Source organism: Persicobacter diffluens (assembly GCF_036244895.1).
GTDB lineage: Bacteria > Bacteroidota > Bacteroidia > Cytophagales > Cyclobacteriaceae > Persicobacter > Persicobacter diffluens.
This window is the reverse complement of the sequence record NZ_BQKE01000001.1, coordinates 2,266,541-2,290,964: the sequence shown is the minus strand read 5'-3', so window position 1 is coordinate 2,290,964 and position 24,424 is coordinate 2,266,541. Positions and strand designations below refer to the sequence as shown.

Below are 24,424 nucleotides of genomic sequence, written 5' to 3'. Positions count from 1 at the left end.
CTATTTTTATTGAAAATCCTAATGTCCGGATTACTGAAAGTGATTATCGGATGAGCAGCACACTTCCGCGTACCTCTTCAATAGGGGAATTTTCGGTAATGCTGCCAAATCGGGCAACGTAGGAATAAGCTCCGGCAGGCATTTCACGACCGCCTCTATCCGTACCATCCCAACCCTCATCTTTGAATGTTTCATAATCCTCCGTTTGGAAGATCTTCTCTCCCCAACGGTTATAAATTTCAATGATGAATCGGTTAGGGTCCAGGTTCTGGGCATATTCTACCGAGAAGATGTTTCCTCTTTCTGCCCTATTGCCATTGAAGCTTCCTCTGGGGGCAAAGGCATTGGGGAATACCACTGTGGGCTTACATTGATTTATAATGTTGAAGATCATCTCTGCCGGGCAATTGAAAGCATTATTAAAGGTGCCTTTTATGGTACCGATCAGTGCTTCATCATCGGAAAGTTCCAAAGCGGACTCCTCTGAAAGGAAAATATCCTGATCCAAATTCACCCATTCATAGCTAAGAAACTGCCCGGGGTAAATGACGGAGTCTTCTGGAATCTGATCTTCATCGAAAAAGCAATAGGCCGGATTCACTCCCAAAATATTTGGGTTAATGATGGTGGCCGGAAGTGGTTGTATGTTGAAGCTGGCCGTATCCTGACATCCGCTAAGCTGAGCCGTTGCCACCACAAATATAACACTGTCGGCTCCACCGTAGGAAAGGGTTGCGCCAGCATCGGGCAGTACATTGTTGTCTTCCAGGCTTCCCTGGTACCATTGGTATAACAAGTCTTCGGTAAAGTCTGGAACAGTAAGGCTTGCGATATTAATCGGAGCTTCAGTACCTTCGCAGATGGTTTCGCCGGTGAGGGCAATGCCAATTTGTTTGGCCACTTCTACTTCGTCTGCCAGAGTGCTTTGACATTGGGTTTGTTTATCTGTTACCGTTATCACAAAGTTGCCACTCTCGGTGGCCAGATAATTAGGACCATTGTTGGTCGTGCTAGCCCCAGCAGTGGTGATGGCCCAATTGTAATCATAGGCCAAATCGGCGTCAACCACGAAAACAGTGACTTCCCCATCACAGCGATCCCCACTTTGATCAATTTCGAAATCTTCCGGAGCGGAAGCAACATTAACAGGAATGGTTTTTTCAAAGGTACAAACGCCGGTAGTGGCGAAGAATGTAGCCGAAGCCGCTTCTTCATTGTCGACGATAATACTATTGATGTTGACATCTTCTTGTCTTTCCAATATGGATCCGCTGGCGGTATAATATTCAATGTCCAATTGGTCAATGGTTCCGCCTCCAATAGGGCTTAATGTAATGTTAGGCGTTCCATCCAGACAGGCCATTAAATTGTCGGTAGAAAGACTGAATTCCGTGCTGTTTTCTTCGAAAACCAGGGCCTCCGAGGTTTCACACCCTCCGCCATTTTGTTCAATTTGTAGGGTATAATTACCGGGGGTAATATTGTTGAAGTCAAGTCCATTTGGGGTGATTTCAGTCCCATCTTCCTCTCTGATCAGTGTGAACTGTAAACCTGCATCCGGATTCGAAATGCGAATGATTCCGAAATTACTGCCCGTATTGCATTCGTCAAATATGGTGCTGGTGTAATTTGGTGTAAAATCGGTTGCCTCAATGGGTACATTGAAATTCACCTCGCACTTATACAAATTGTCAATGACGTTCACATTGTAGGCTCCCGGTTCCGCTTCATACTCAAAGTCTCCGGTGGCCACCACATCCGGCGAATTCCAATTAAAAGTTAATCGGTCAAACTCAATGCCCTTGTTGTTTTCAAATTTAATGGTAGTGGTAGCACCACAAGCAGCAGATAATGGTAGGGTAGGGCCGTCAATAACTCCTACTACTTTGATGTCTGCGGAAATCTCCACAAAACAGGTCGCGTCATCCGGGTCCTGCACCTGCATATAATACACAAAGTCCCCAGGAGTGCCGGTTTCTACCGGGAAAGTATTGGTGCCCGGGCTGTAGGCCGGCGAATTGGTTGGGGCGTTCTCCACCGCCCATTGGTAAGATAACAGGCTGGAAGCGCCTGAACTCAGAATGACGTCTTCGGTGTTTTGACAATAGGTGCTATCCGGGAATCCGGCATCCACCAGTGGGGTGGTCAGTAGCACTTCTCTTTCTGCCAAACAACCATTAGGATCTTCTACCTGGATTAAGAAAAACTCATTATGGAAAACCGGATTTTCCGTATCCACCTGAATGACATTGCCCTCATGCACCACGGTTCCCCGGTTGGTCCAGGTGATGGTGTAGCCGGTGGCATCTCCGGTGAAGGCCGTCAGTTCAGTGTCCTGACAGACTTTTTCCCCATCAGATACGCCCCATTGATCGTCTGGAATAGCAGGGTTTACGGTGATCGTATCGGTTAACACCGGATTGAAGCTGAAAGGGGCTGCGCTACAATGGTTTTTCCAATCTACTTTATAAATATAGGTGTCGGCTTCTGCATATAAGTGGGTAGCCTCTGTGGTGGTGTCTTGACGCTGGGTGTTGCCGTCGCCAAATTCCCATAAAAGGGTAAAGTTACCCGCGGAGGTGTAATACTCTCCCATATTGAGATTGAAAACGGCACTATCTCCCAGGCAAACATCCTCCGCTTCCAAAGAAGGATCTCCTCCGCTTCCCTGTCCTGCCTGAAGGACAAAGCTAGGTAGCCCCAATTGGCTGGTGGAAGTTAAAGAAAACTGTGAATCTCCGACTTGTAGATTCAGTCCACCACTTTCGGTGTTCCCGATGCCGGTAATTTCTTTTAGGGTGTTGCTTCCCTGGTTTGCGATATAGATGGAATTGTTAGGGGCCGCAGAAATCTCTCCCAAAATCCCCCCACCTCCGGTACTGGTGGTAGCTATTTCTCCTAGTTGCGTGCTTTCCGGTTTTAAATCCTCTCCATTGTCTTCATATATCTGGTACCTTAAGTCCGCTGCAAATACCTTGGAGTTGTTATTCCCCTGTAATGAAACCATGACAAAATTTCCATTGAATTCCACACCATAAGGTTCCAGGTTGTCGTCTCCTAATGGAATTTGGATGGGATTGTATAATTTGTCTACATCCACATCCGGAATAAAGGCTGGAGTGCCGCCGGAAGCTAAAGCAGCAGAATCGTAAGTGTCAGGATTGGGGTTGAGATCATAAACATCCAGATAGTTTAAGCCACTATTAAGGTCTTTTATGGCGACCGCTACTTTTGATACCAGGCCTACATCCGGTACATCGAAAGTGCCAATTTCTCCATAATTGAAGATTACGTTTTCATCATAAACTCTGCCAGTGGAACTGATCACCGGATTGCCCAATCCCTGTGCGGTCACCGGAAAAGCTTTCCAGTTATTATTGCCGTATTCATGGGCAACTAGATAACCCTGATTACTAATTAACCGGCCCATGGCACTTTCCATCAGGAGCACATCCTGAGCAATAGCAGTAATGGTGATAATACCATTATTCAGATCCAGGGCCGCCACATCGATCAAGGAATAGCGAACTTCATATTCTCCGGGAGCTCCTCCTGCTTTTTGACGGGTACTGAAAACATAGTATTTGGTTTCATCTTCTACCAATTGAATTACCGCAACGGCAGACCCCTGCTCGGCATCTCCACCTAAAGCGACTCCCTGCACGCGGGTGAAGTTAACCCCACTGGTGTCTGCAATCCAAAGGCCATCTCCATTCGTCACGAAGAAAGCACGACCTCTTTCATCATAAACGGTCTCCACATCGTCCATGGCATTAAGGTCATCCAGGCCGATAGGTTCAATGGGCTGGGGAATATTATCGCCATAGAGGTCAGTGTTAAAATCCAGCCCGGGCTGAGTGCCGAAGTACCATTGCCCAATAGTGGACTGTTGGGTGGTGTCCAGCAGGTAGCCGCCACCATCTTCTTCCAGCACCATTCTGACCTGCACTGAAGCTCTGACATTACAACCGCCATTATCGTAGGCTTTTACCCAATAATTTCCAGGATCAGTAATGGTGTCAGAAGGTTCCTGACTGCGGTTATACCAAAAACGGGCCGCAACGGTCGCATCATTGGCCCAGCCCACAAAAGGGGGCGCACACATTAAAGTATCCTGTACATAACGATTTCCCACCTGGTTGCCGGCTCCACCGCCTCCGGTTCCGCCACCACCGGGTAAGCCACCGCCACCACCGCCTCCTTGTTGGGAGGATAAATCCGTTGGAGTATCTTTGATGATACTGTTAGGGTCCAATTGGTTTTGTGCCGCATTAAATGTTCCTGATCCAAAATAGGTGACCCCACCCACTTCTGCGGCTATGTTGATGCTCCCTCCCGGTGCGGATTGCGGATTGATGGTAGGGATAACCGAAGCCACCGGTCCTTCTCCCAAATCCCAAAAGTAGGCATCTGCCGCTATTTCGACGCCGTTTCGGGTGACGCTTGGGTGGAATTGGTTATTCTGCTGGTCGCAGATAATTTCCTGGGTAGGCACATTGGTTACATTTATATCTTCCACCCTTGGAGGGGCAAATACAGGGAATTGATCCGCATTCAATTGGGCTACACTTCCATTTCCAAATTCGGAGGTTAAGCTCACCCATCGGTCCACAATTTCCCCGGCAATGGTAGGTCTGATCCGCCCCACATTATTATTAGCCTGCAGGAAATAAATAAAACCATCCGGCGCCATTTGAATTCCCTTTACTGAGGTGGCTCCTTTGTTGGCCAAAATGTTAGGGTAATTGCCATTGGCTGTATTGCCTCTATAATCAAATTTTAAAATGGCATTGTCGGCAGAAATGAGAAGAGTAGTGTCATTGACCCATTCAGTATCATAAAAGGTAGCCGCGGATTGGTTGAAAACTTCCCGATCATTTTTTTCAATAAGCGGACCGTTGGCTGGGTCAAACCAAAAGTTGGCAAACATTAAATTGTTGATGCCATTTGGGGTTAAGGCTACTTTTCCCGGGTTCAAAACCTGAATTTGGTTATTGGGATCAAAAGGATCCTGTTCCAGAGAAATATAAGGCGGGGTCCATTCAAAATTTTGGAAAGTAGCCCCATAAGCATCGGTTCTGATAATTTCGGATAAACCATTGGTGATGTCCAGAAGGACTAATTCTCGGGTCGTGGCATCCTGAACCAGTAGGCGCAGGACTACATTCCCCTGTGTCATTTGGTGGATCACCCGCATGGCAGGAGCAATTTGAAAGGCAAGCGGATTGCCTTCTGCCACAGCTGCGCCGGCCAGTCCGTCATTATCAATCGTCACCCGATATTGATGAAGGTCTCCGTTATTGTTTACCCAGAATAAATAATCCGCTCCGATGGATCCGTCTGCAGGAGCTGCTGCCACTCTTTGATTATAGGTCGGGGTGGCTTTCACAGGCAAGTTATCCGTAATGAGGTTGCCCGCGGCGTCTTTGCGGTAGAAGTTTTGCCCATCGGTATAGAAATGCCAGTCTCCGGTGAAGCCATCAGTGGCTACAGCGGTATTGCCCTGAGGGTCAAGATTGGTGATGGCAACAGGAGACTCCGGGAATCGGCCTTCCTTGGAAAAGTCCCATTGTTGGTTGGCAGTAAACCAGTTTCTTTCTGTTTGTCCCTGCCCAAAAACGGAATAGGGGGAAATAAAAAAACAGGCTAAAATCAGTAAATAAAGGCGGATCTTCATGGGTGTAGTCTGAGATTATGTTTTTTTTAGTAACGTCACTTATCGCCCTAAGGTACAAACAATGCCGCTTAAAGTGTAAAAAATGGGCCAAGTGTTATAGAAAAAATGTGATTTCTATTCGGAATAATGCTATTTTTGGGCAATTGGCCTTAAATTATAGCGATAAAGTGTTTTTTTTGAAGGAATCTTCTTTCAACTTTGGTTATCATTGTAGTTCAACCGTAAATACAATTAGCCCCATCAAACCTATGACTATGCGTTGTAAGCATCTTCAATTTTTAATTCTGATGACCTTAGGACTGACTTTTGCGGTGCAGGAAGCCCGTGCTCAGGATCCTCAGTTCAGTCAGTTTTATGCTGCTCCACTATATTTAAATCCCGGTTTTACCGGGAATACCCAGATGACCCGCTTCGGTTTGAATTACCGGAATCAGTGGCCTTCATTGCCGGGTTCATTTGTGACCTACAGTGCTTATGTGGATCATTATATTGATGATTACAACAGCGGTATTGGTTTAATTGCATTGGGAGATCGCATTGGTTTGGGCTCGGTAAGCTCCAATATGATTGGCTTAAATTATGCTTATCAGTTGCCCATTTCTAAAAAGTTAACCTTCCGCCCGGGAGCCCAAATTTCATACACTTCTCAAAATGCTAATTATTCAAATCTGATATTCGGTAGTCAGATAGATCCGGATACCGGGGAGGTCCTTCCGCCAGGTCAGGGAATAGATCCCGGCTTAGAAGGGGTGAATCAGGGTTTTATGGATTTAGGTCTTGGAGGTGTTTTGTATTCCAAGGAGCTTTGGATAGGGGTGAGTGCTTATCATTTATTACAACCTAATTTATCCAATATAGAGGGTTCGGAAGATCAGCTCCCCATGAAATTTAGTGTACATGGCGGTTATAAATTCCTGGTCCAAAAGAAAGCAGGAAGAGGCTATTCCGCCCGGGAATTCGCCATTATTCCCACTTTTCAGTATAAGCTTCAGGGCCAATTTGACCAACTGGATGTAGGGCTATACGGTCAGTTTGACCCTTTAGTGGTGGGGCTTTGGTATAGAGGTATTCCAGTGCAAACCACCGGTGATCACAACAATAGTGATTCCATGGTGGCATTGGTGGGATTTGAATGGAACGGATTCAATTTCGGTTACAGCTATGATTTTACGATTTCCGGTCTTGGGGGGCGTTCCGGTGGGGCGCATGAGGTTTCCGTTACTTACACCATTTTTCTCGGAGATCACCGTAAGCCTGCCAAGCATATTCGCCAAATCCCTTGCCCGAGTTTTTAGCGGCGCATTGCACTATTTTTTTCTTAGTGGGGATTATTCCCTATTTTGCAGCAATAATCAAGATTTAGTAGGGAATTTTTTATGGATGCCATAACGATAAAGTGGATAGTAGTAGGCGTTTTAGGGTTTAACTTTTTGATAGACAAATGGCTGTCAATGTTAAATGACCGGCATGAAAGAGGGGTGGTGCCTCCGGAATTAGATGGTTTGTACTCCCCGGAGGAAAGATCAAAGTCTTTGAATTATCATGATGAACTAAAAAAATTAGGGAATTGGTCCGGATTAGTTTCCCTGGCCCTGACCCTTGTGGTGATTTTTTCCGGCGCCTTGGGCAGTTTAGAACATTGGATAGCGCAGTATACCGATTCCACGATTTTCATTACGCTGGGATTTTTTGCAGCGATCACGATCATATCAGATGTTATCTCGCTGCCTTTTGATTGGTATGGTACTTTTACCATTGAGGAAAAATATGGCTTTAATAAAATGACGCGCAAAACCTTTTGGCTGGATAAAGCGAAAGGCTATGCCTTAGGGGGACTATTATCTGGTGGTTTATTGGCCGGATTGGTCGCTTTTTTGGAAAATTACGGCACCTCTTACTGGTATGTCTTTTGGTTGATTTTGGTGGGGTTTTTATTCTTAATGAATATTCTTTATCCGACAGTGATCATGCCGCTTTTCAATAAATTTACTCCGCTGGAAGCCGGAGTGTTGCGTTCTTGCATTGAGCGTTATTCTGCCTCTGTGGATTTTCCTTTGCAAAACATTTTCGTGATGGATGGCTCAAAACGCAGTACAAAGGCCAATGCTTTTTTCGCCGGCCTTGGGAAGTTTAAGCGCTTAGTACTTTTTGATACATTAATCGAAGAGTTGGAAGAGGAGGAAATTGTGGGGGTATTTGCCCATGAAGTGGGGCACTTTAAAAAGGGGCATATTTATCAGGGCTTCATCATTGGTGCAATGCAAATGGGCTTAATGGTGTTTTTATTTAGTTGGATGGTTACAAATCCGCTATTTACTGAGGCCATGGGAGGAAGTGGATATTCGATTGGCATCAATTTATTAGTTTTTGGACTGCTTTTCTCTCCTTTGAATCTGATTCTTGGATTTTTTGCCAATTTGTTGAGCAGAAAGAATGAATATGAGGCGGATGCTTATGCCGCTTCCACCGCTTCAGGTTCTGCATTAATTGAGGCCTTAAAGAAAATATCTACAAAAAGTTTGAGCGGATTAAATCCTCATCCTTATTTTGTAGCCTTACATTACTCTCATCCGCCCTTGCTTTATCGTATCAGAGCAATTCAGGAAGAGACGGTAAAACAATAAATTAGTAACCCAACAAAACTTTATAGCAATATGCTTCAACCAAAACAGTGTTTCTTACTGCTTTTCGCTTGGGCAATAATGGCCGGAGGAGCGATGGCGCAGTCGGTTAGTTCATTGGAGTCAAAGGCGGAAAAGCTGTTTCGCACAAGGCAATATGAAGAGGCGATAGGCATTTATCAGCAGGCAGTGGAAAAAGGATCCGAAAACCCAAAGACATTTTATGGGCTGGGAATGAGTTATTTTTCACTGGCAGATGTAAATCAACGCGTAAAAGGGGCTGAGTCTTTGCAGAAAGCCTTGGATTTGGATGCCGGTCGATTCCCAAAATGGACTTATTTGAATTTGGCGAAATTGTACCACCTCAATGAGCAGATTCCTCAAGCGGAAAAAGCATTGGCCGCTTATGAGCAAGTCATGGATCGGCGAGATCCAAAAGCGGTGCAAGAAGTGCAAGCTTTTAAAAAGGCGCTGAAGAATGCAAAAAAATATATCGGAAAGCCGAGAAAAATAGCCGTTCATGATTTTGGCTTCCAGGTGAATTCTGAGCACGTAGAGTATAATCCAGTAGTATCGGCAGACGAGGCCATTATTGCTTATACGGTTTTGCATCCTGATGAAAAAGGACGTGAAATGGTGGAGCAAATTATGATGACTACTAAGGATGGCATGGGCAATTGGAAACATCCTGAGAAAGTGGAGATTGAGACCAATGCTCGTTTTAATGTGGGAACTGCCGGAATTTCTCCAGATGGTGAGCAAATGCTGATTTATATGGGGGGAGCTTCCAATACTGGCGATATCTACGAGGTGCTAAGAACTGAATCCGGCTGGACTAAGCCCAAAGCCATGAATATGGTGAATACTTCCAGGTTCCATGAAACTACGCTTTCTATTACTTCGGATGGAAAAACCATTTATTTCGCATCAGATCGTCCGGGAGGATATGGCGGTATGGATATTTGGAAGGTGGAAAAAGGCCAAAACGGAAAATGGGGGCAGCCTAAGAACCTGGGGCCAGAGATTAACTCGCCGGCAAATGAGGATGCGCCCTTCATTCATCCGGATAATATTACCTTGTTTTTTACCTCCGATGGACATGAAACCATGGGCGGGAATGATATTTTCAGATCGGTACTGAGAGGCAAGGAGTGGACTAAGCCAGAAAATATGGGTTATCCTATCAATACGCCGGCAGATGATAGCTACTTTACCTTGATCGCGGATGGATCCAAAGGTTATTTTTCCTCCAACCGAAAAGGAGGGCAGGGACTTCAGGATATTTACTACTTCGATATGCCGGAACAGGAAGCCAATATTCCTTTGACGATGCTAAAAGGTAAGATTGTTGGGGAAGATGGGAAGCCGATTAAGACCTCCATAAAGATGGTCAACCGTAAGACGCAGGAATCAGTAGATTTCGTTTATGATCCCAACCCGAATACGGGTAATTTCCTGATTATTTTGCCTCCGGGACAGAATTATGATATGATTATCGAGTCAGAGGGATTTATGCCTTATACCATCAATGTGAATATCCCGAATCAGACTTATTTCTATGAGTTGTACCAAATGATCCAGTTGAAAAGCATTAAGCAGTTTGGTGTTTTGGTTGGTCAGGAAGTGAGTGTGAAGAATAAGTTCTACGATGTGGAGCAGGAAGTGAATTCCATGATTGATCAGAAGTTATTCAAAGAGTCGCAGTTGGTGCAGAATGATAGCCTGGACATGTATGAGATGATGGACCTGATTGTGGCTTCAGAGGATGAAGTGGCGATGGACTATTTACTTGATTTAGCTTTTAAAGTAAAACCGGTAGACCTGATAAACTTTGATCAGGAAACGGAAAAGATGGAAGTAGCCAAGAGAAGATATTTCTTTGATGAGAGTACTACGGAGCATTTGGAAAGAAAGGTGGTTGATGGGCAGGAGATTTTTACCTTGCCTACGCTTTCGGTAACAGAGGAGTCTAAAAAGCAAAAAGCGCAGAAGGCACAGCCAAAAGTTTTACAGTCTACTTTTGAAGCCTCTTTACTCAATAAGCAACATCAGGTTTTCTTCCAGGTGGGTTCTTCAGAGATGGAGGATAAATACAAACCGGAATTGCAGTCACTGCTGGAAGACCTGATGAAGTATGAGGATTTAGGTATTGAGATTTCCGGTCATGCCAGCCAGGATGGAGATGCGGCTACAAATGAAAAATTATCCAATGAGCGGGCCATTGAGGTGTTGAATTTCTTTAACCACAAAGGGGTGGTGAGAAGACGGATCAAAGCCAAAGGATATGGGGTGATTCAGGATGAGCAGGTGAGCAAGGAGCAGGCCCGAAGGGTAGACATTCGCCTGGTGGATTTAAAAACATACGAAAACTAAGCCGAATGATTCACCGCAAAATTGAGCGGGCTGAGCCAGGGGATTTTATTGATTCGAATGGCTCATATTTGGCTAAGTTTATTTTCTCCTCTTTCATATGCTTGGTTGGGGGAAGCCAGAAATAGGAAAAATTTCTTCCCATTTCCCCCTTTGTTGCTAAACGAGGATTGAAGAATAATTAATCTAGACTAAAATAAAAAGGCTGGCATTTTTGCCGGCCTTTTTATCTTTCATAATATTCGTTGAAGGGAACGGTAGTGGGCTTTTCTACTTTGTAGTCCAGGAAGTTCTGAGAGATATTGTTGTCCATCATGATGTTGAAGGGGGCAAGTCCCTGAGGGGCTTTAGGGTAATAAGCCAGTCTGATCTGCAGGGTTTTGAAGGTGAAATGGTCATTTCTCATTCTTATTCCTCCGCCAAAGGCACCATAAAAAGAGCCTCCGAAGGGGCTAAAATTATGCTCCGAAATAAAGGCCATGTCCGCAAAAGCGAAGAAAGCCATTCGAAAGCCTAAAGGTTGAAAGTCAGTAAATTTGATGGATTCAAACCGGATAAGGAATTGTTCCTGATCTCCCACTTTATCCGATCTAAACCCTCGTACATCCCTTTGGTCCAGCACTATTCTTTCGTTTTCCCGCCTGTTATAGCCTGTTACGTAATTCACTGTTATAAACTGCCTCAGTCTTAACTGATCCGGGCCCAGTAACTTACTGAAATATTGCATTCCGGTACGAAAAACCCCTTCATTATAGTTGGCGGGACCGAAGAATTGACCTGCGGCAAGTTCCCATCTCAAATATCCAATTTTCGGAAACGGCCGCCCGTGCGCATATTTAAACCCCAGATAGTCCCGGGTAGTAAATTCACTAAAATCTCGTCCTGCCAAAAGTTCTAAGCTCATCCCGAAAGGGATATCCTCATTTCTTCCGAATTCATACAAGAATTTGTCCGTATAATAATTCCGATTGGAATATCCAATATTTCCCAATAGCATAGTCCGATTATGATAAGGGAAATTTTCATCCTGCGCTACTGTTGGTCTTTCTAAAAATTGATCTTTAAAATATCGGGCTGAAAAGATGATTCTTTTCCGGTTGGAAAAGTCATTACAAGGGAACTTAAAGGCTCTCGATGCCCAATAATCCTGCGTAATGTGCTTGAAGCGAAATTCGTTATAGTCGGCACTATCAGGATCATAAACACTTGCAAATAGCCTTTGATATTGTACGGTGGCCCCGCCGGCCCAATTAAGTTCAGGGGTAAGGTAGCCCCGATACACATTGACTCCCAGAATGTCCTGAGGGTAAGTCTGTCGATAATCCAGCTGTACATCAATAAAACTTCGGCGAATATTTCGCATTCCCAATCGAAATCCATAACCCCAATGTGCTTGTTGGGTGGCTTCCTCGGTCATTTCATCCTCTACCCGGACTTGATCGAGGTAAATGGTGTTCCGGAAGGTCAGACCGGTGCCGAATAGGTTTCGGTGCCCAAGCATTAGTGAGCCTCTATCAAAACCCTTGGGAGCTAAACCCACTTCCAAGGGCATGATGTCCTGGGTTACCACAATTAAATTCACCAATTGCGGATTTAGCGGATCTTCCTGCACATAGATGCGTGCATCCCTGATATAGGGAAGACTACGTAAGATCCTTTCATTGTCCGCAATGGTGTTGGCATTGATGTCATCGCCAGCTCTGATGATCAGGTTGGTTTTAATATTCCAGTTTACGGTATTGACATGTGTTTTATTATAGGTTCGAACCCAGGGATTCTGCGCCGTTTTGGTGGTGTCATCCACATCTTCTAAAAACACGCCTACCTTTTTAATGCTAATGCTGTTGATGGTCTTTCCCTCAAATTGTTTGAAGCGCTCTGTGGAGTTTTCATCTTCGACAATTTCCTTAGAAGGAGGGATGGTGATAAAAGCATCTACCAGGCTTTTGCCTACCCAGGAGGTACTCATTTTATTTTTTAGGTTTAAATAAAACCGACGGTTGACATCCTCCGGCCTTAAGACCTCCTCTTTAGGGATAAAATGATAATCTTTGGTTACGCTATCCACAGGATTGAGGAAAGCGGGATGTCGGGGGCAATTAAAGCACAAGCCGCCCTGTGCGGAAACCGAAGTATTCGTCAGAAAAAAGCACAAAAATAGCGTTAGACTTAGCCAAAAGCCTGTTATGGTAGGGGTAACGATATGTCGCGTATCATTCAAACACAAAGGACTTAGTCAATAAACAGGTTTATTTGCGTAAAAAGTTTGGGCACTCTAAAATATCAAAAAAAATAGCTGTTATTCCTCAAAATAACAATATTCAATGTTTAGTTCAACGATTGCCTACTTGATTCGTTTTTTTTAGGGATAAAAAAATCGGCATCTGGAAGGATGCCGATTAGATTGTTATAAAAAGTCAATGTCATTGTGAAAAGGAATCTTCATTAATCGCCTTAAGGCGTGATCCACTGTTTCCTCTTCGTATAATACCTGATAGATACTTTCGGTGATAGGAGCGCGAACGCCAAAGTGTTCACAAAGCTTTTTCATGATCCTTACCGTCTTTACGCCCTCCGCCACTTCCTCCATGGAAGTAATAATGTCTTTTAGTTTTTCTCCTTGAGAGAGGCGGTATCCTACCGTATAATTACGGCTAAGCTTTGAGGTGCAGGTCGTCACTAAGTCCCCAATGCCCGCTACCCCAAGGAAGGCTTCGGTATTTCCACCTAACATTTTGCCCAGGTAGATGAATTCTACCAAGCCCCGACTGATTAATAGTCCGCGGGCATTTTCACCAAAGCCCAGGCCCGAAATAGCGCCGGAAGCAATGGCTAAAATATTCTTTAAAACGCCTGCAAGCTCAATACCGATCAGCTCTTTGGAGCCAAAAACCTGAAATCTCTCCGAGCGAAGCAGTCGTTGTCCTTCCTTGATGACCTCATCGAAATGACTGGCCACCACAGTAGCCGCCGGGTGCTTTTCAGCTAATTCCCTGGCCAAATTAGGCCCTGCCAGGCATCCGGTTCTTACCACTACAGATTCTTCCGAGATCACCTCGCTCATTGTTTTTACATTTTCCCGGCTTACTTCATAGACGGCCTCCAGGTCCTCTAAAATATGGCTGGGAAGATCCAGTCCTTTGGTGCCATGAATCAACATATGGTAGGGACGCAAATGAGGAGAAAGGTCTTTCATCATTTGCCGGAAGGAGATGGAAGGTACTACCGGAAAAATCACATCACATCTATCGGCAAGTTCTCCATAGTCGGTAATACAGGAAATTCTTGCGGAAATCTGCTGATTATTATAAAAACGATCCACATTAATCGCCTGAGCCACCTGCTCCTTACGTGCATAAACCAATACCTCACTGTTCTCTGCCAGCAGATTGGCCACGGCAAGCCCAAAGCTTCCCGATCCGATTACCCCTACGGGTTTATGTTGGTTAACATTCATAGTGTTCGGCGCTTAAGGTTAAATCGTAATATGTTCATCCAGATGGTATCCATCCAGGCGATTGTGGTAATAGAAGAGCAGGTTCATGTCCTCCGATTGTATTCTCTGTTGGTCTTTCGCTATATACAGGGCCTGCTTGGAATGGTACATTCCAACATTTCTAATGCCGGAGGCAATCATTTTATCCAAATCCAGGTCCTCCCTTAACAGGTGGTCAGCAACTTCAATTTTTCCCTGCTTTTGCATTGCCTTAATCGTTTCCAGGAGTTTGGCGAAATTCTGTTTGAAGGCTTCGTAATCAATGATCAGTTCCTCCTCCGGTAGCCTCAGTAAATTAAAGAAATCTATTCGGCTATGCTTTTTCTTCAGCATCTGATAGGCAATAAATGCCGACAGATTACTTCCCTGCACACAGTTGATATCGTAATAAGCTTTGGAAATTTTATCCCCCAACATACGCGTATACTGGTGCTCCCGCTGGTGGTCGATATTAATTTCGCCATTCTTGACAAAATAGTCGCGAACATCAACCACTTTGTTGCGGCTGTCCAGGCTTTCGCCTTTTTCATTGACCAAATTACCCACTACATCCATAGGTTCTCCCAGGGAAACGGCGATAGAGGAGCCTCTGGTAAAGAATTTGATTAAAAATTTAAGGATTTTGTAGGAGTCCGAATATTCATCATTCTCCACATAATAGCGTTCCTGTCCTTTTAGCTTCAGGTACTGGTCAATCAGCTCAGGAGCTTCTAAAACGAAGTTATAATTGATGACCAAAGGGACTACATAAATCTTGCGGTCTTTATTTTCGTCAGTACTGGTGAAATTGTAGCGTTGTGCTTCAATGGCTGTGCTCAATAAGCCCAATTTCAACTTTTTCTCCATCTTTCCTGAGCGAGAACGGGTACCGCCCGGGAAAAACAGGGAATGCGCTCCCTCACGAATCGCTTTGGAGGAATACGTTTTCAGCGCCTCCAGATAAATCTGGTTTTTCTTTCTTCGGTCTACCTTATAGGCGCCAAGGCTATCCATAAAATAAGCGAAGATTTTAATATTGAAAAGATTCAGACCCGCCCCATAAATAAATGGCGGAAGGCCTAAACGGTGAATGACATAGCCTAAAAGGACGGAGTCCAGATTGGAAAAATGCGTAGGCACCAAAATGATGGTTCCCTTTTTCGCCAATGTTCGGATTTTATCTCCTGCCCCTTTGATTTTTATTTTCTCGTCCAGGGTGTAGTCATTTTTGAAAATACCCGTGAACTTATGCAGCTTGGCCGCATTCAGCAGGCGGGTTAATCCAAAAGTTACCACCGTACGAGCCAGGCGGTAATGAGAAGGTTTGAAGTTTCCAGCGATTTCTTCCGCATAGCGACTGACCACTTTATGGACCATCACCCGCAATTGTCCCATTTTTTCTTCCTCAGAAGATTGTTTATGGGAAAGGGCGCCCAGTTCTGAGCGCAGACTGTTCCAGAATTTACGGTCATCCTCCGGGTCAACATCCCATGGATTTTGTTTAATTCTTAGTCGTTCCTTAAAAACCGTAGTTTCCAATTCTTCAATCAGAGCAGCACTGGAACGTCTGTTTTCCAATAGCCTTTCCAGGCTTTCATCTGCTACTGCCTTGACAAAAGCCTTTCGGTTGCGGGCCATTTTTACTACTGGCCAACGCGAAAGATCCCCCTCGATGGGTTGGTAATTAGAGTTGTCAGGACTTTTTGCCTTCTCCTTCATGTGCATTAATTACTGATTGGAGTTCCCTCTCAGGTTTCCCCTAATTGTATGGAACCGCCATTTTTTATACGGGCATACTCCATACTCCAAGCTGCAAAAATACTATTTTTTTTGATTTTATCGGAGCGGCTGTCCTTAATTTCCTGCAATTTTTCGACTTTAATGTTAAGATCCTGAGAAGTTGATGGTTGTAATTTTATGGAGGGGAATTATTCCTTGCACAGTTCCGATAATTTGGCGATCAGCAGGATGTAGCTGCAATCGGATACTTTCCTCCTGACCCTCATAATGAAATTTAATCAGGATTTGATCCAAGCCAGGCTGGCGTGGAGGCTGGAAAGAGGCCGTTTGAGGGCTGGGGAAATGAAGTGCCTGGTTTTCCAATGCCTGTGGCCAAAGCTGAACAGGATATTCGAAAAATACTATTTTTTTCTTCAGTTGAGGGAGCTTTCCATTGAGCCAGCTACAAAAGGTCATTAATTCCTTATGCGGGATGGATAGGGGGAATCGTCTTTCGTAATTTTTACCATAAATGGTCAGCATCATTTGGCCACGCCAGCCATAATAAAAACAGAGAAAGCCAAAGACGAGCACAAAAAGTAAAGAAATGCCTGAGTTTATGGTGTGGGTGAGGAAGGCGACAATTGCCAAAGGCATAAGGATTCCACCCAAAAACACCCAACCCATTTTTTTTCTTAATTCCACCTGGAGCTGATTCACCTCCCCTAAAGGAAAGGAAAAGCTTTTTTCTGAATGAAAAATCCATAGGCTTCGATTGGAGAGTAATGCTTTATTCACATTTTTCTCACCAGCATTTAACGGGCATTCGGCCAAAGCGGCTTCCGGCTTTTTTGTTTCCATTTATATTTTATTGCAGGATATTCAGTGTTGAGACAAAAATGTGAAATCTTTTGTGTTAGTTTGAACAATCTTTCAAAATAATCCAATTAATTTCTAGATGATGCAGGTTTTGGTCCTGGGGTTATATATACTCCTTTTAATGGTGATTGGCTGGTTTTCTTCCCGAAAAATTAAAAATGAAAGTGATTTTTATGTTGCAGGTGAGCAGGGGAGTGCCTGGAAGGTCAGTGGGAGTCTGATTGCGACAGTACTGGGTAGCTCGGCCATTATCGGCACTATGGAGTTGAGTCAGAAGCAGTCCTGGGCCGCGGCCTGGCTGTTGCTTTGTGGAGTAATTGGCCTGGCGGCATTATACCCCTTGGCCGGAAGAGTGAAACGATTAGGGAAATTTACCTTGCCGCAACTGTTATCCGATTTTTATGGAGATACCGCCGGCCGTATTGCAGGCATGATGATCGGCTTGGCCTGGATGGGAATTATTGCCGCTCAAATTATGGGTGCGGCGAAAATCCTCTCGGCCTGGATGGACTGGCCTGTGCTTCATACGATGTATGGCAGCACGTTGGTCATCACGGTTTACACCATTTTGGGTGGGCAGTGGTCGGTGATCAAGACGGATTTCTGGCAATCGATCATTATTTTGATGGCCTTGTATTTGACCGGTTATTTTTTAATGAGTGTTGAGGGAGCGGTTCCCCTGCCAAAATTGACGGACCATTTTCCATTTGAAGTAAATTTTCAGCCGGTTGATCTACTTTTATTATTGTTAACTTATGCCTCCACTTTTTTGGTTGGCCCAGATATTTACTCTCGTATCTTTTGCGCTAAAGATGAATTTTCGGCGAAAAGGGCAGTGCTGATTTCGGTGGTGATCATTCTTCCATTGGCTTTTCTGGTACCCTATTTGGGGATGAAAGCCATGACGATTTATCCGGATGAGGTAGATGTTTTTCATGCCTTTGTCGGTGTGGTTCAAAACCATCTGCCGGGTTTTTTGGGTATCCTGATGATTCTGGCTCTTCTTTCTGCAGTGATTTCTTCTGCAGATACTACTTTGCTATCCGCCGCTTTAATTTTAGGGCAGGTGATCAAACCGAAAGTGGCGCTACCGGTGAAGCAAAGTAGAATCTGGATGGTGGTTCTGGCCATATTAAGCTTCGGGCTGGCCTGGAAAATGCAATCGGTGATTGGTTCTTTGTTATTAGGATTATCTATTTATTCAGGTGCTTTTATTTTACCCATGGCTTTAGGCTTGATGGGATACCGGGGGAAACCGCTGTTTGTACATCTGGCCATGGTATTTGGGGGTGTGGTGGCCGGTATTGGAAAGTTTATAGCGAATAGTCAGCCGGAGCTAAGCGCCTTATTCATTTTTGCAGCCTTTGGCTTAAACCTGCTTTTCCTTTTCGTAGGCTTTGAAAAGTGGGAGAAGTTGCGGTAGGCTTTCTTGCCAATTTTCCTGACGCATGCGGTCCATCCTTTCGAGTTCTTGAAAAAATGCCGGAATAAGCGCGGTTTTAGATTCGGCATGCATGAAGCTCAATAGCGCTCGGTAGGCATCTTGAGTGGTTTTGCTAAAGGGCAGATCACTTAATAATTTTTCGATTTTTTGATGAACTTGCTCTTTCTCACAGGAAGTTAGGGCCTGAATGGAAAATATTTCAGGTCGGTGAAGGATGTTCAGTTTGATCGCATCCGGAGAAATATTGAAATGTTCGATCAAATATCGATGGTCTTTCTCCCAGGAATGGATGTTCATCAGGCTGATGGTGGGCTCCCATTTAATTTTGGCATGCGGTACTTCCAAAATTAATCGCTGGATGTTTTTTTCGAATAGTGACCACCGTAAATCTTTCCGGATGTATTCTCCGGCTTTTCCAACGGCATCTATGCTAATGCCTATTTCCAGTCGGGGGAATTTTTCCCAATACTCAATAATATCTTTGCCCTTAAAAGTAAGGGTGGAAAGGTTGGTGTTGTAGCGTAATAGGGTGTCTGTTTTTTGCTGCACAAGGAGGAAGTCCAGAATTTCCCAATGTTCCGGAATTAAAATAGGTTCTCCACCCGCAAAATAAAAGTCACGCGCCGTTTGAAGGCTTCCATGAGTGAAGTCTTTCCAGGATTTTTCCTCAAAGGCATGGATCAATTTTTTGTCAGAGGCGGTTCTGTTCAGGCTTTTAGCTTCTTCAAACCATTTGGTACTGTTGCCATGGAAACAGCTTCTGCAGCGCAGATTGCATTGATTGGAAAATCGGAGGTCCCAGGACTCCGGCTTGAGCTTAATTTTTCCTTCGGGATTAGTATGAAGGATTTTCTCTCTGAATACTTCGAAATATCGCTTGATGGCTTCCGTTCTTAAACTATCGCCCTGAGCGGCCTCCATTTTATAGCAGGACTGGCACCTTTTCTCCTGCTCGTCTGCCAAAAGCTTTTTCCGAAATCTATTGGCAGGTTTTCCCTGAAATATCGCTTCGGCGGATTGTTCTTTCACCCTTCCAAAATGAAGGAAGTTGCTGCAGCAGGGCGTAACTTTTCCATCAGTAAAAACATGCAAATGCAACCAGGGTAAGGGACAGAATGCCTGGGTTTGCAGCCAGGCTTCCAGTGGCGCATTTTCATGGGCAAGTTTGGAAATGGGGGATGATGCGGTCATGCTTTTATTTCAGTACTGAAAGTAAGGTATTGCACTTCATCTCCGTTTCCTGCCATTCTTTTTCCGGATTGGAATCAATGGTAGCACCTGCTCCGGCATAAAAAATGGCTTCATTTTTTAATAATTGCATGCACCTTAAATTTACAAAAGCGTAGGATTCGCCATCGGTATTGATGGGCCCCAGATAACCGGAGAAAAAAGCACGATCATGTTTTTCTTCTACCAGTAAAAATTGCTCACTTTCTTTCAGAGGCATACCACAAACAGCAGAAGTGGGATGGAGCAGATCAATCATTACGCCTCCTAAGTCCGGAAAGTTGATGGCCTTGGTATCAATTTCGAAAGTCGTTTTCAGGTGAATTAAATTACCTGCACGAGCCGTCTTAGGGCCATTTTCAATAAATTCCCGTATGCGTAATTTTTTTAAAATGCCAATGATATAACGACTTACCAATGCCTGTTCCTCGATTTCTTTTTGTTTCCAGGCCACATCTTTGAGGTCCATATTTTCCTCATAGGCCTGAGTGCCGGCAAGTGCAACGGTATGGAAAATTTTCTCCCGATCCATATGGATTAATATTTCAGGAGTAGCTCCCAGCCAACTGCCGGTTTCTGACATGCTCACAAAAGAGACAAAAGCATTGGGGTATTTACAGGATAGCTTCCAGAGGGTGTCCATTAGTTGGAAGTGCTCCAAAGCCATTTTTTTGCATTTGGAGGGGACAAATTTTTCCATTTTACCATCCTGAATTTGCTGGATGCCCTTTTCTACTAATTGGATGAAATCTTCCCGGTTTCCCATGGTGGACTGTTCATTTCCGACTAGTTGATGATACTGCCAGTCCGAGGGAAGGTTGTCCGTGGATAATTGTTGGTTTATTTCGTCTCTTAGGGGGTAATATTCTGCTTGATTGGCCTTAACTTCATCATCTCCTAAAACCATTTCTAAATGTGCCTGAAGATAATAGGCGGCTTTCGCGTTTTTGTTTTCGAAAGGATTAAAAATGAATCCCGAAGGTAAATTTTCAATGGCCTCGCCACAAGTGTGGGTTTCTTCACGGGTGTCAATCATCAGCTTGAAGCGGTCTTGGTGCGGCAGGCGGTAACAGGCCACACCATAACCTTTTTTCAGGGCTATTTTGATCACATTTTCAAAGGTGATAATTGCTTTTTCAATTTGGATTTTAGCTTGCGCAAGGGGAGTATTCATATTAAATCAACGCTTCGTTTAACACCGGCTTCATTTTTTTTCAATCACTGCCACAGTCAGGCGGTGAATACTTAAAAGTCTTTCTTCTTCATCCTGGATTTTGATCTCCCAAACATGTGTCGAACGTCCGATGTGTATGGCTTTGGCTTTCCCAAATACCATGCCCGCTCTCACGGATCTGATATGATTGGCATTGATGTCCAGTCCCACACAATGGTGAGTTTTGGTGTTAATGCAAAGGGTGGCCGCCATAGAGCCTAAGGTTTCGGCCAATGCCACTGCTGCGCCTCCATGTAATAAACCGGCCGGTTGGTGGTTAAATGGCCCCACCGGCATGCTGGCACATAGATAATCCTCCCCAATGGCGGTGTATCGTATGGATAATGTTTCCATAAGGGTTCCCTTGTTCCGGGCATTCAATTCTTCCAAATTTTGGTGAATGTTGAGCATATATTTGGGTTTATTTAAGGATTTTGGCCATTTTGTAAGCCATGTGCCATTTTTTTAATGGATGCAAACGCAAAAATAGGGAAAAAATGAAAAGGAAGAAACTATACATCATTCGTCATGGGCAAACAGATCTGAATAAAAAAGGAATCGTGCAGGGCAGTGGGGTGGATTCCTCACTAAATGATCTGGGAAGGGCGCAGGCCAGTGCTTTTTATGAGAAGTATAAAGATTTTCCATTTGAAAAAGTTTATACATCTGCCCTTAAGCGCACCAAGGAGACCGTGCTGCATTTTGAGGAGGCCGGCTTTGTGCCTCAGGAATTGCCCGGGCTGAATGAGATTTCCTGGGGCGTGGTAGAAGGCAAAAGTCCTACTCCAGAAAATAAGGCCCGCTATCAGGCTTTATTGCAAGCCTGGGCTGATGGGGACCTGTCTCAAAAATATGAGGGGGGCGAGAGCTTACAGGAAGTGGTTGATCGCCAAAAAGTGGCGATTGATCATATTTTAGCTCAGGAGGAAGAATGTGTGCTGGTGGCCATGCATGGCAGAGCGATGCGGATTCTTTTAGGTTGGTGGGTGAATGATACCTTAATCGGGATGGATCAGTTTTCTCATTCCAACCTGTCCTTATATGAAATTGATTGGGAGTCGGATAAAGGCCCTAAGATTGTACGATTTGACGATCGCTCTCATTTAGAACATTTATAATCGCTATTCAGGAATAGTCAGGTATAGCATAAAATACCTGACTATTTTTTGGCTCGTCACAGCCTTAATAGATTACCTCTGCTCTATTGGTTGTATAAATTCAAAGTGAGGGTTGCTGCTAAGGCGGCTGTTTCTGTTCTTAATACACTTGGTCCTAAGGAAACTTTTTGGAATCCACCGGCTTGCGCCATAGTGATTTCCTCCGGGTCAAAATCACCCTCCGGCCCAATAAACATCTGATAAGATTGCTTAGGTTGGATTAAATCTTTTAAGTGATTAGGGTTCGCGCTGTCCACATACGCAATGAATTTTTGTGCATTTTCATCAATTTCTTGCGTCATCCAATCTTTAAAAGAAAGCGCTTCATCAATTTGTGGTAAAAGTGCTTTTTTCGACTGTTTCATAGCAGAAATAGCTTTCTTTATCAGTCGGTCAGTCTTTAAGATCCTTCTTTCAGAATGCTTGCAAATAACAAAGCTAATGCGGTGAACCCCAATTTCAGTCGCTTTTTCCACTAACCATTCAATGCGGTCCAGGTTCTTGGTGGGAGCCACAATTAAATGGATATGGAAGCCATTCAGGAATGCAATGTTTTCCTGACTCAGGATCTTAATACCCACTTTTTTATGGTTGGGTTCCGTGATTTCTGCTTTATAAAGGGTGCCAAGGCCATCCGTAATATCGATGGGATCACCGGCTTTTTTTCGAAGTACTTTGATACAGTGTTTGGACTCATCGGGCTCTAAATATAGAGCACCGTCTCTTAGTCCGGGTTGGTAAAATAGCGCCAAAATAAATAAAGGTTTATTCTAGGGTAAAAATAAAAAAAACTACCGAGAATCACTCAGTAGTTCAGTTGTCCTGCGATTTTATTCTTTTTAAGCCGGATTGTTCATGCTTAAAACCTTCTTTACTGCAAGGTAGGAAAAATGACGGATAAGTTCTCTATTTCAATTTTTCCCCAAGGAAGCAGATGAATGAGGAGATAGTAAGCTTGCCCAAATTTGAGCTATTTATAAATCAGTAATTACGATTTTATTGAATTGAAATTAAGTCACTTAAGGTGATTCGCTTCATTTGCCGGTGAATAATTCGGGTTAAATCAGGGCTTGTATAAGTGAATAGTGTCCTTATGACTTTAGTTTTTTTACCAGTTCAATGTAATTCAGCATGGCATCTTCCTTAGACATGCCCTTTAATTTTTCCCATGCCTGGTGCTTGGCAATGGCCTTAAAGTCAAACATGGCCGGCTTTGCTTCTCCATTATCTCCTTCCTTGGCTTGTTTGAAATGCGCATAAAGGGATAAAAGATCTTCATTGGAGGGGCGTTCAGTTAATGTCTTAGAGGCCACTACCGCCTTTTCGAATAGTTCAGTTAAGTTTTGGGTCATAATGGTTTTGTTTTTACTTAAACTACAAATTTTTACATTCATATTGAAAAATTAGTTTCCATTTCTTTCCCGAATTAGGAATCGATGTATGATAATGGGAAAAAAGCAGGAGAATGTTCGGCCAAAAAGTGCGTTTTGGGCTTGAAACGTACATGATAAAAAGTTGGCACAGTATTTATAATATCCTGACTATGATGCTCTTATATTATTTCAATCAATTATCATTTAAGGTCAAATATCAATACACGAAAGAGTTTGGTCGTTTGATCGCTTATCGGGACGAGGAAAAACAAAAAATTAACCTCTATTATGTGGGGCAATTTTTTGTGGAGGTATGGTATGATCCGGAGACCAACTTATTGACGGATATCAAATCATTTAAAAATGCGACCAGCTTGGAGCCTTACTTGGGGGAAATCAATATTTCTTCTGTATTTGTAAATTAATCCATAGCGGATTGCCGTCATTATTGGGAATTGGTTAAACCTTTTAACTATCTTTGCGGCATGAGTACGATTGTATCCCCATCTTTATTGGCTGCAGATTTTGCCAATTTGCAGCGCGACGTAGAATTAGTGAATGAAAGTGCAGCCGAATGGGTGCACATAGATGTAATGGACGGTATGTTTGTCCCCAATATTTCTTTCGGGGTTCCGGTTTGTGAGGCGATTAACCGCCATGCAAAGGTCTTTCAGGATGTTCACCTGATGATTGAGGAGCCAGGAAAATATGTGGAGGCATTCAGAAAAGCAGGAGCAGATTTGATCACTGTACATTACGAGGCTTGTAGACACCTACATCGAGATATTCAGTTAATTCACAGTACTGGAGCAAAAGCGGGTGTGGCCCTGAATCCACATACGCCGGTAGCAGTACTCGAAGAGGTAATTGAAGATTTGGATTTGGTGCTGTTAATGTCTGTAAATCCCGGTTTTGGAGGTCAGAAATTGATTCCAGGGATTTATAACAAAGTACAACGCCTAAAAGAATTGATCGAAAAGAAAAACAGTAAAGCGTTGATAGAGGTAGACGGTGGCGTAAATGCAGATTCAGCACCAAAGTTAGTGGAAGCTGGCGTGGATGTATTAGTGGCAGGAAGTTACGTTTTTGGGTCGGAGGATCCGAAAGCTACCATTCAACAATTAAACGAACTTTAAATCAAAGGTCAGAGCGGTTGATAATCAATCGCTCTTTTTTTACCTTTCCTGATGACGCCAAATGCTGGGGTCATTTTTTCATTTTATACCATTACCAATGCGCTTTCAACCTCGGCCTCAATTTTCTAAAACT

At 43.9% G+C, this 24,424-nt stretch carries 17 protein-coding genes; 7 read left to right on the top strand and 10 right to left on the bottom strand.

Annotated elements, in window-relative coordinates; all coding sequences use genetic code 11:
• Nucleotides 1-43: 43 nt before the first annotated feature.
• The gene (locus AAA970_RS09375; RefSeq protein WP_338236905.1) at nucleotides 44-5,677 is read right to left on the bottom strand and encodes a T9SS type B sorting domain-containing protein; all 5,634 of its coding nucleotides are present in this window, start codon (nucleotides 5,675-5,677) and stop codon (nucleotides 44-46) included.
• A gap of 254 nt (nucleotides 5,678-5,931) precedes the next feature.
• On the opposite strand from AAA970_RS09375, the gene AAA970_RS09370 reads away from it, so the two are divergent.
• The 3 genes from AAA970_RS09370 (at nucleotide 5,932) to AAA970_RS09360 (ending at nucleotide 10,671) form a co-directional block, all read left to right on the top strand.
• Nucleotides 5,932-6,972 (top strand): PorP/SprF family type IX secretion system membrane protein, encoded by a 1,041-nt coding sequence (locus tag AAA970_RS09370; RefSeq protein ID WP_338236904.1) that lies wholly within the window; start codon nucleotides 5,932-5,934, stop codon nucleotides 6,970-6,972.
• A gap of 81 nt (nucleotides 6,973-7,053) precedes the next feature.
• Complete coding sequence (locus tag AAA970_RS09365; RefSeq protein ID WP_338236903.1) at nucleotides 7,054-8,301, top strand: M48 family metallopeptidase; 1,248 nt, start codon at nucleotides 7,054-7,056, stop codon at nucleotides 8,299-8,301.
• Between the two features lie 30 nt (nucleotides 8,302-8,331).
• A complete protein-coding gene (locus tag AAA970_RS09360) occupies nucleotides 8,332-10,671 on the top strand; it encodes an OmpA family protein (protein ID WP_338236902.1) in 2,340 nt (779 codons plus the stop codon).
• 223 nt (nucleotides 10,672-10,894) lie between these two features.
• On the opposite strand, the gene AAA970_RS09355 is transcribed toward AAA970_RS09360, so the two are convergent.
• From AAA970_RS09355 to AAA970_RS09340, 4 genes are all read right to left on the bottom strand, one after another.
• Nucleotides 10,895-12,889, bottom strand: a complete 1,995-nt coding sequence (locus AAA970_RS09355) for a hypothetical protein (RefSeq protein ID WP_338236901.1) — start codon at nucleotides 12,887-12,889, stop codon at nucleotides 10,895-10,897.
• A gap of 186 nt (nucleotides 12,890-13,075) precedes the next feature.
• Nucleotides 13,076-14,125 (bottom strand): NAD(P)H-dependent glycerol-3-phosphate dehydrogenase, encoded by a 1,050-nt coding sequence (locus AAA970_RS09350; protein ID WP_060686636.1) that lies wholly within the window; start codon nucleotides 14,123-14,125, stop codon nucleotides 13,076-13,078.
• Nucleotides 14,126-14,143: 18 nt separating this feature from the next.
• Nucleotides 14,144-15,862, bottom strand: a complete 1,719-nt coding sequence (locus AAA970_RS09345; protein ID WP_338236900.1) for a 1-acyl-sn-glycerol-3-phosphate acyltransferase — start codon at nucleotides 15,860-15,862, stop codon at nucleotides 14,144-14,146.
• 165 nt (nucleotides 15,863-16,027) lie between these two features.
• Complete coding sequence (locus AAA970_RS09340) at nucleotides 16,028-16,723, bottom strand: hypothetical protein (protein ID WP_338236899.1); 696 nt, start codon at nucleotides 16,721-16,723, stop codon at nucleotides 16,028-16,030.
• Between the two features lie 97 nt (nucleotides 16,724-16,820).
• Between AAA970_RS09340 and AAA970_RS09335 the strand changes: the two genes are divergently transcribed.
• The gene (locus AAA970_RS09335; protein WP_338236898.1) at nucleotides 16,821-18,164 is read left to right on the top strand and encodes a sodium:solute symporter family protein; all 1,344 of its coding nucleotides are present in this window, start codon (nucleotides 16,821-16,823) and stop codon (nucleotides 18,162-18,164) included.
• Here AAA970_RS09335 and AAA970_RS09330 read toward each other — a convergent pair.
• Genes AAA970_RS09330 through AAA970_RS09320 form a run of 3 tightly spaced genes read right to left on the bottom strand, consistent with a single transcriptional unit; the run spans nucleotide 18,111 to nucleotide 21,036 of the window.
• Complete coding sequence (locus tag AAA970_RS09330; RefSeq protein WP_338236897.1) at nucleotides 18,111-19,376, bottom strand: twitch domain-containing radical SAM protein; 1,266 nt, start codon at nucleotides 19,374-19,376, stop codon at nucleotides 18,111-18,113. The genes AAA970_RS09335 and AAA970_RS09330 overlap by 54 nt on opposite strands.
• Nucleotides 19,377-19,380: 4 nt before the next feature.
• Nucleotides 19,381-20,586, bottom strand: coding sequence for a chorismate-binding protein (locus tag AAA970_RS09325; protein ID WP_338236896.1), 1,206 nt, complete (start codon nucleotides 20,584-20,586; stop codon nucleotides 19,381-19,383).
• Nucleotides 20,587-20,616: 30 nt separating this feature from the next.
• Nucleotides 20,617-21,036, bottom strand: a complete 420-nt coding sequence (locus AAA970_RS09320; RefSeq protein WP_338236895.1) for a hotdog fold thioesterase — start codon at nucleotides 21,034-21,036, stop codon at nucleotides 20,617-20,619.
• A gap of 86 nt (nucleotides 21,037-21,122) precedes the next feature.
• On the opposite strand from AAA970_RS09320, the gene AAA970_RS09315 reads away from it, so the two are divergent.
• Nucleotides 21,123-21,743 (top strand): histidine phosphatase family protein, encoded by a 621-nt coding sequence (locus tag AAA970_RS09315; RefSeq protein WP_338236894.1) that lies wholly within the window; start codon nucleotides 21,123-21,125, stop codon nucleotides 21,741-21,743.
• Between the two features lie 83 nt (nucleotides 21,744-21,826).
• Here the strand turns inward: AAA970_RS09315 and AAA970_RS09310 are convergent, their stop codons facing one another.
• Both AAA970_RS09310 and AAA970_RS09305 read right to left on the bottom strand, forming a co-directional pair.
• Nucleotides 21,827-22,534 (bottom strand): 16S rRNA (uracil(1498)-N(3))-methyltransferase, encoded by a 708-nt coding sequence (locus tag AAA970_RS09310; protein ID WP_338236893.1) that lies wholly within the window; start codon nucleotides 22,532-22,534, stop codon nucleotides 21,827-21,829.
• A gap of 339 nt (nucleotides 22,535-22,873) precedes the next feature.
• Entirely contained in the window at nucleotides 22,874-23,134 is a 261-nt protein-coding gene (locus AAA970_RS09305; RefSeq protein WP_338236892.1) for an acyl-CoA-binding protein, read from the bottom strand.
• Between the two features lie 191 nt (nucleotides 23,135-23,325).
• Between AAA970_RS09305 and AAA970_RS09300 the strand changes: the two genes are divergently transcribed.
• Complete coding sequence (locus AAA970_RS09300; protein WP_157600936.1) at nucleotides 23,326-23,580, top strand: DUF3592 domain-containing protein; 255 nt, start codon at nucleotides 23,326-23,328, stop codon at nucleotides 23,578-23,580.
• Nucleotides 23,581-23,640: 60 nt separating this feature from the next.
• Nucleotides 23,641-24,291, top strand: a complete 651-nt coding sequence (rpe, locus tag AAA970_RS09295) for a ribulose-phosphate 3-epimerase (protein WP_338236890.1) — start codon at nucleotides 23,641-23,643, stop codon at nucleotides 24,289-24,291.
• The last annotated feature ends 133 nt before the right edge of the window (nucleotides 24,292-24,424 follow it).

Bases quoted from the DNA above. Each gene is read 5' to 3' on its own strand.
- AAA970_RS09375 (WP_338236905.1), bottom strand. From the start codon at position 5,677: ATGAAGATCCGCCTTTATTTACTGATTTTAGCCTGTTTTTTTATTTCC.
- AAA970_RS09370 (WP_338236904.1), top strand. From the start codon at position 5,932: ATGCGTTGTAAGCATCTTCAATTTTTAATTCTGATGACCTTAGGACTG.
- AAA970_RS09365 (WP_338236903.1), top strand. From the start codon at position 7,054: ATGGATGCCATAACGATAAAGTGGATAGTAGTAGGCGTTTTAGGGTTT.
- AAA970_RS09360 (WP_338236902.1), top strand. From the start codon at position 8,332: ATGCTTCAACCAAAACAGTGTTTCTTACTGCTTTTCGCTTGGGCAATA.
- AAA970_RS09350 (WP_060686636.1), bottom strand. From the start codon at position 14,125: ATGAATGTTAACCAACATAAACCCGTAGGGGTAATCGGATCGGGAAGC.
- AAA970_RS09345 (WP_338236900.1), bottom strand. From the start codon at position 15,862: ATGAAGGAGAAGGCAAAAAGTCCTGACAACTCTAATTACCAACCCATC.
- AAA970_RS09340 (WP_338236899.1), bottom strand. From the start codon at position 16,723: ATGGAAACAAAAAAGCCGGAAGCCGCTTTGGCCGAATGCCCGTTAAAT.
- AAA970_RS09335 (WP_338236898.1), top strand. From the start codon at position 16,821: ATGATGCAGGTTTTGGTCCTGGGGTTATATATACTCCTTTTAATGGTG.
- AAA970_RS09330 (WP_338236897.1), bottom strand. From the start codon at position 19,376: ATGACCGCATCATCCCCCATTTCCAAACTTGCCCATGAAAATGCGCCA.
- AAA970_RS09325 (WP_338236896.1), bottom strand. From the start codon at position 20,586: ATGAATACTCCCCTTGCGCAAGCTAAAATCCAAATTGAAAAAGCAATT.
- AAA970_RS09320 (WP_338236895.1), bottom strand. From the start codon at position 21,036: ATGCTCAACATTCACCAAAATTTGGAAGAATTGAATGCCCGGAACAAG.
- AAA970_RS09315 (WP_338236894.1), top strand. From the start codon at position 21,123: ATGAAAAGGAAGAAACTATACATCATTCGTCATGGGCAAACAGATCTG.
- AAA970_RS09305 (WP_338236892.1), bottom strand. From the start codon at position 23,134: ATGACCCAAAACTTAACTGAACTATTCGAAAAGGCGGTAGTGGCCTCT.
- AAA970_RS09300 (WP_157600936.1), top strand. From the start codon at position 23,326: ATGATGCTCTTATATTATTTCAATCAATTATCATTTAAGGTCAAATAT.
- rpe (WP_338236890.1), top strand. From the start codon at position 23,641: ATGAGTACGATTGTATCCCCATCTTTATTGGCTGCAGATTTTGCCAAT.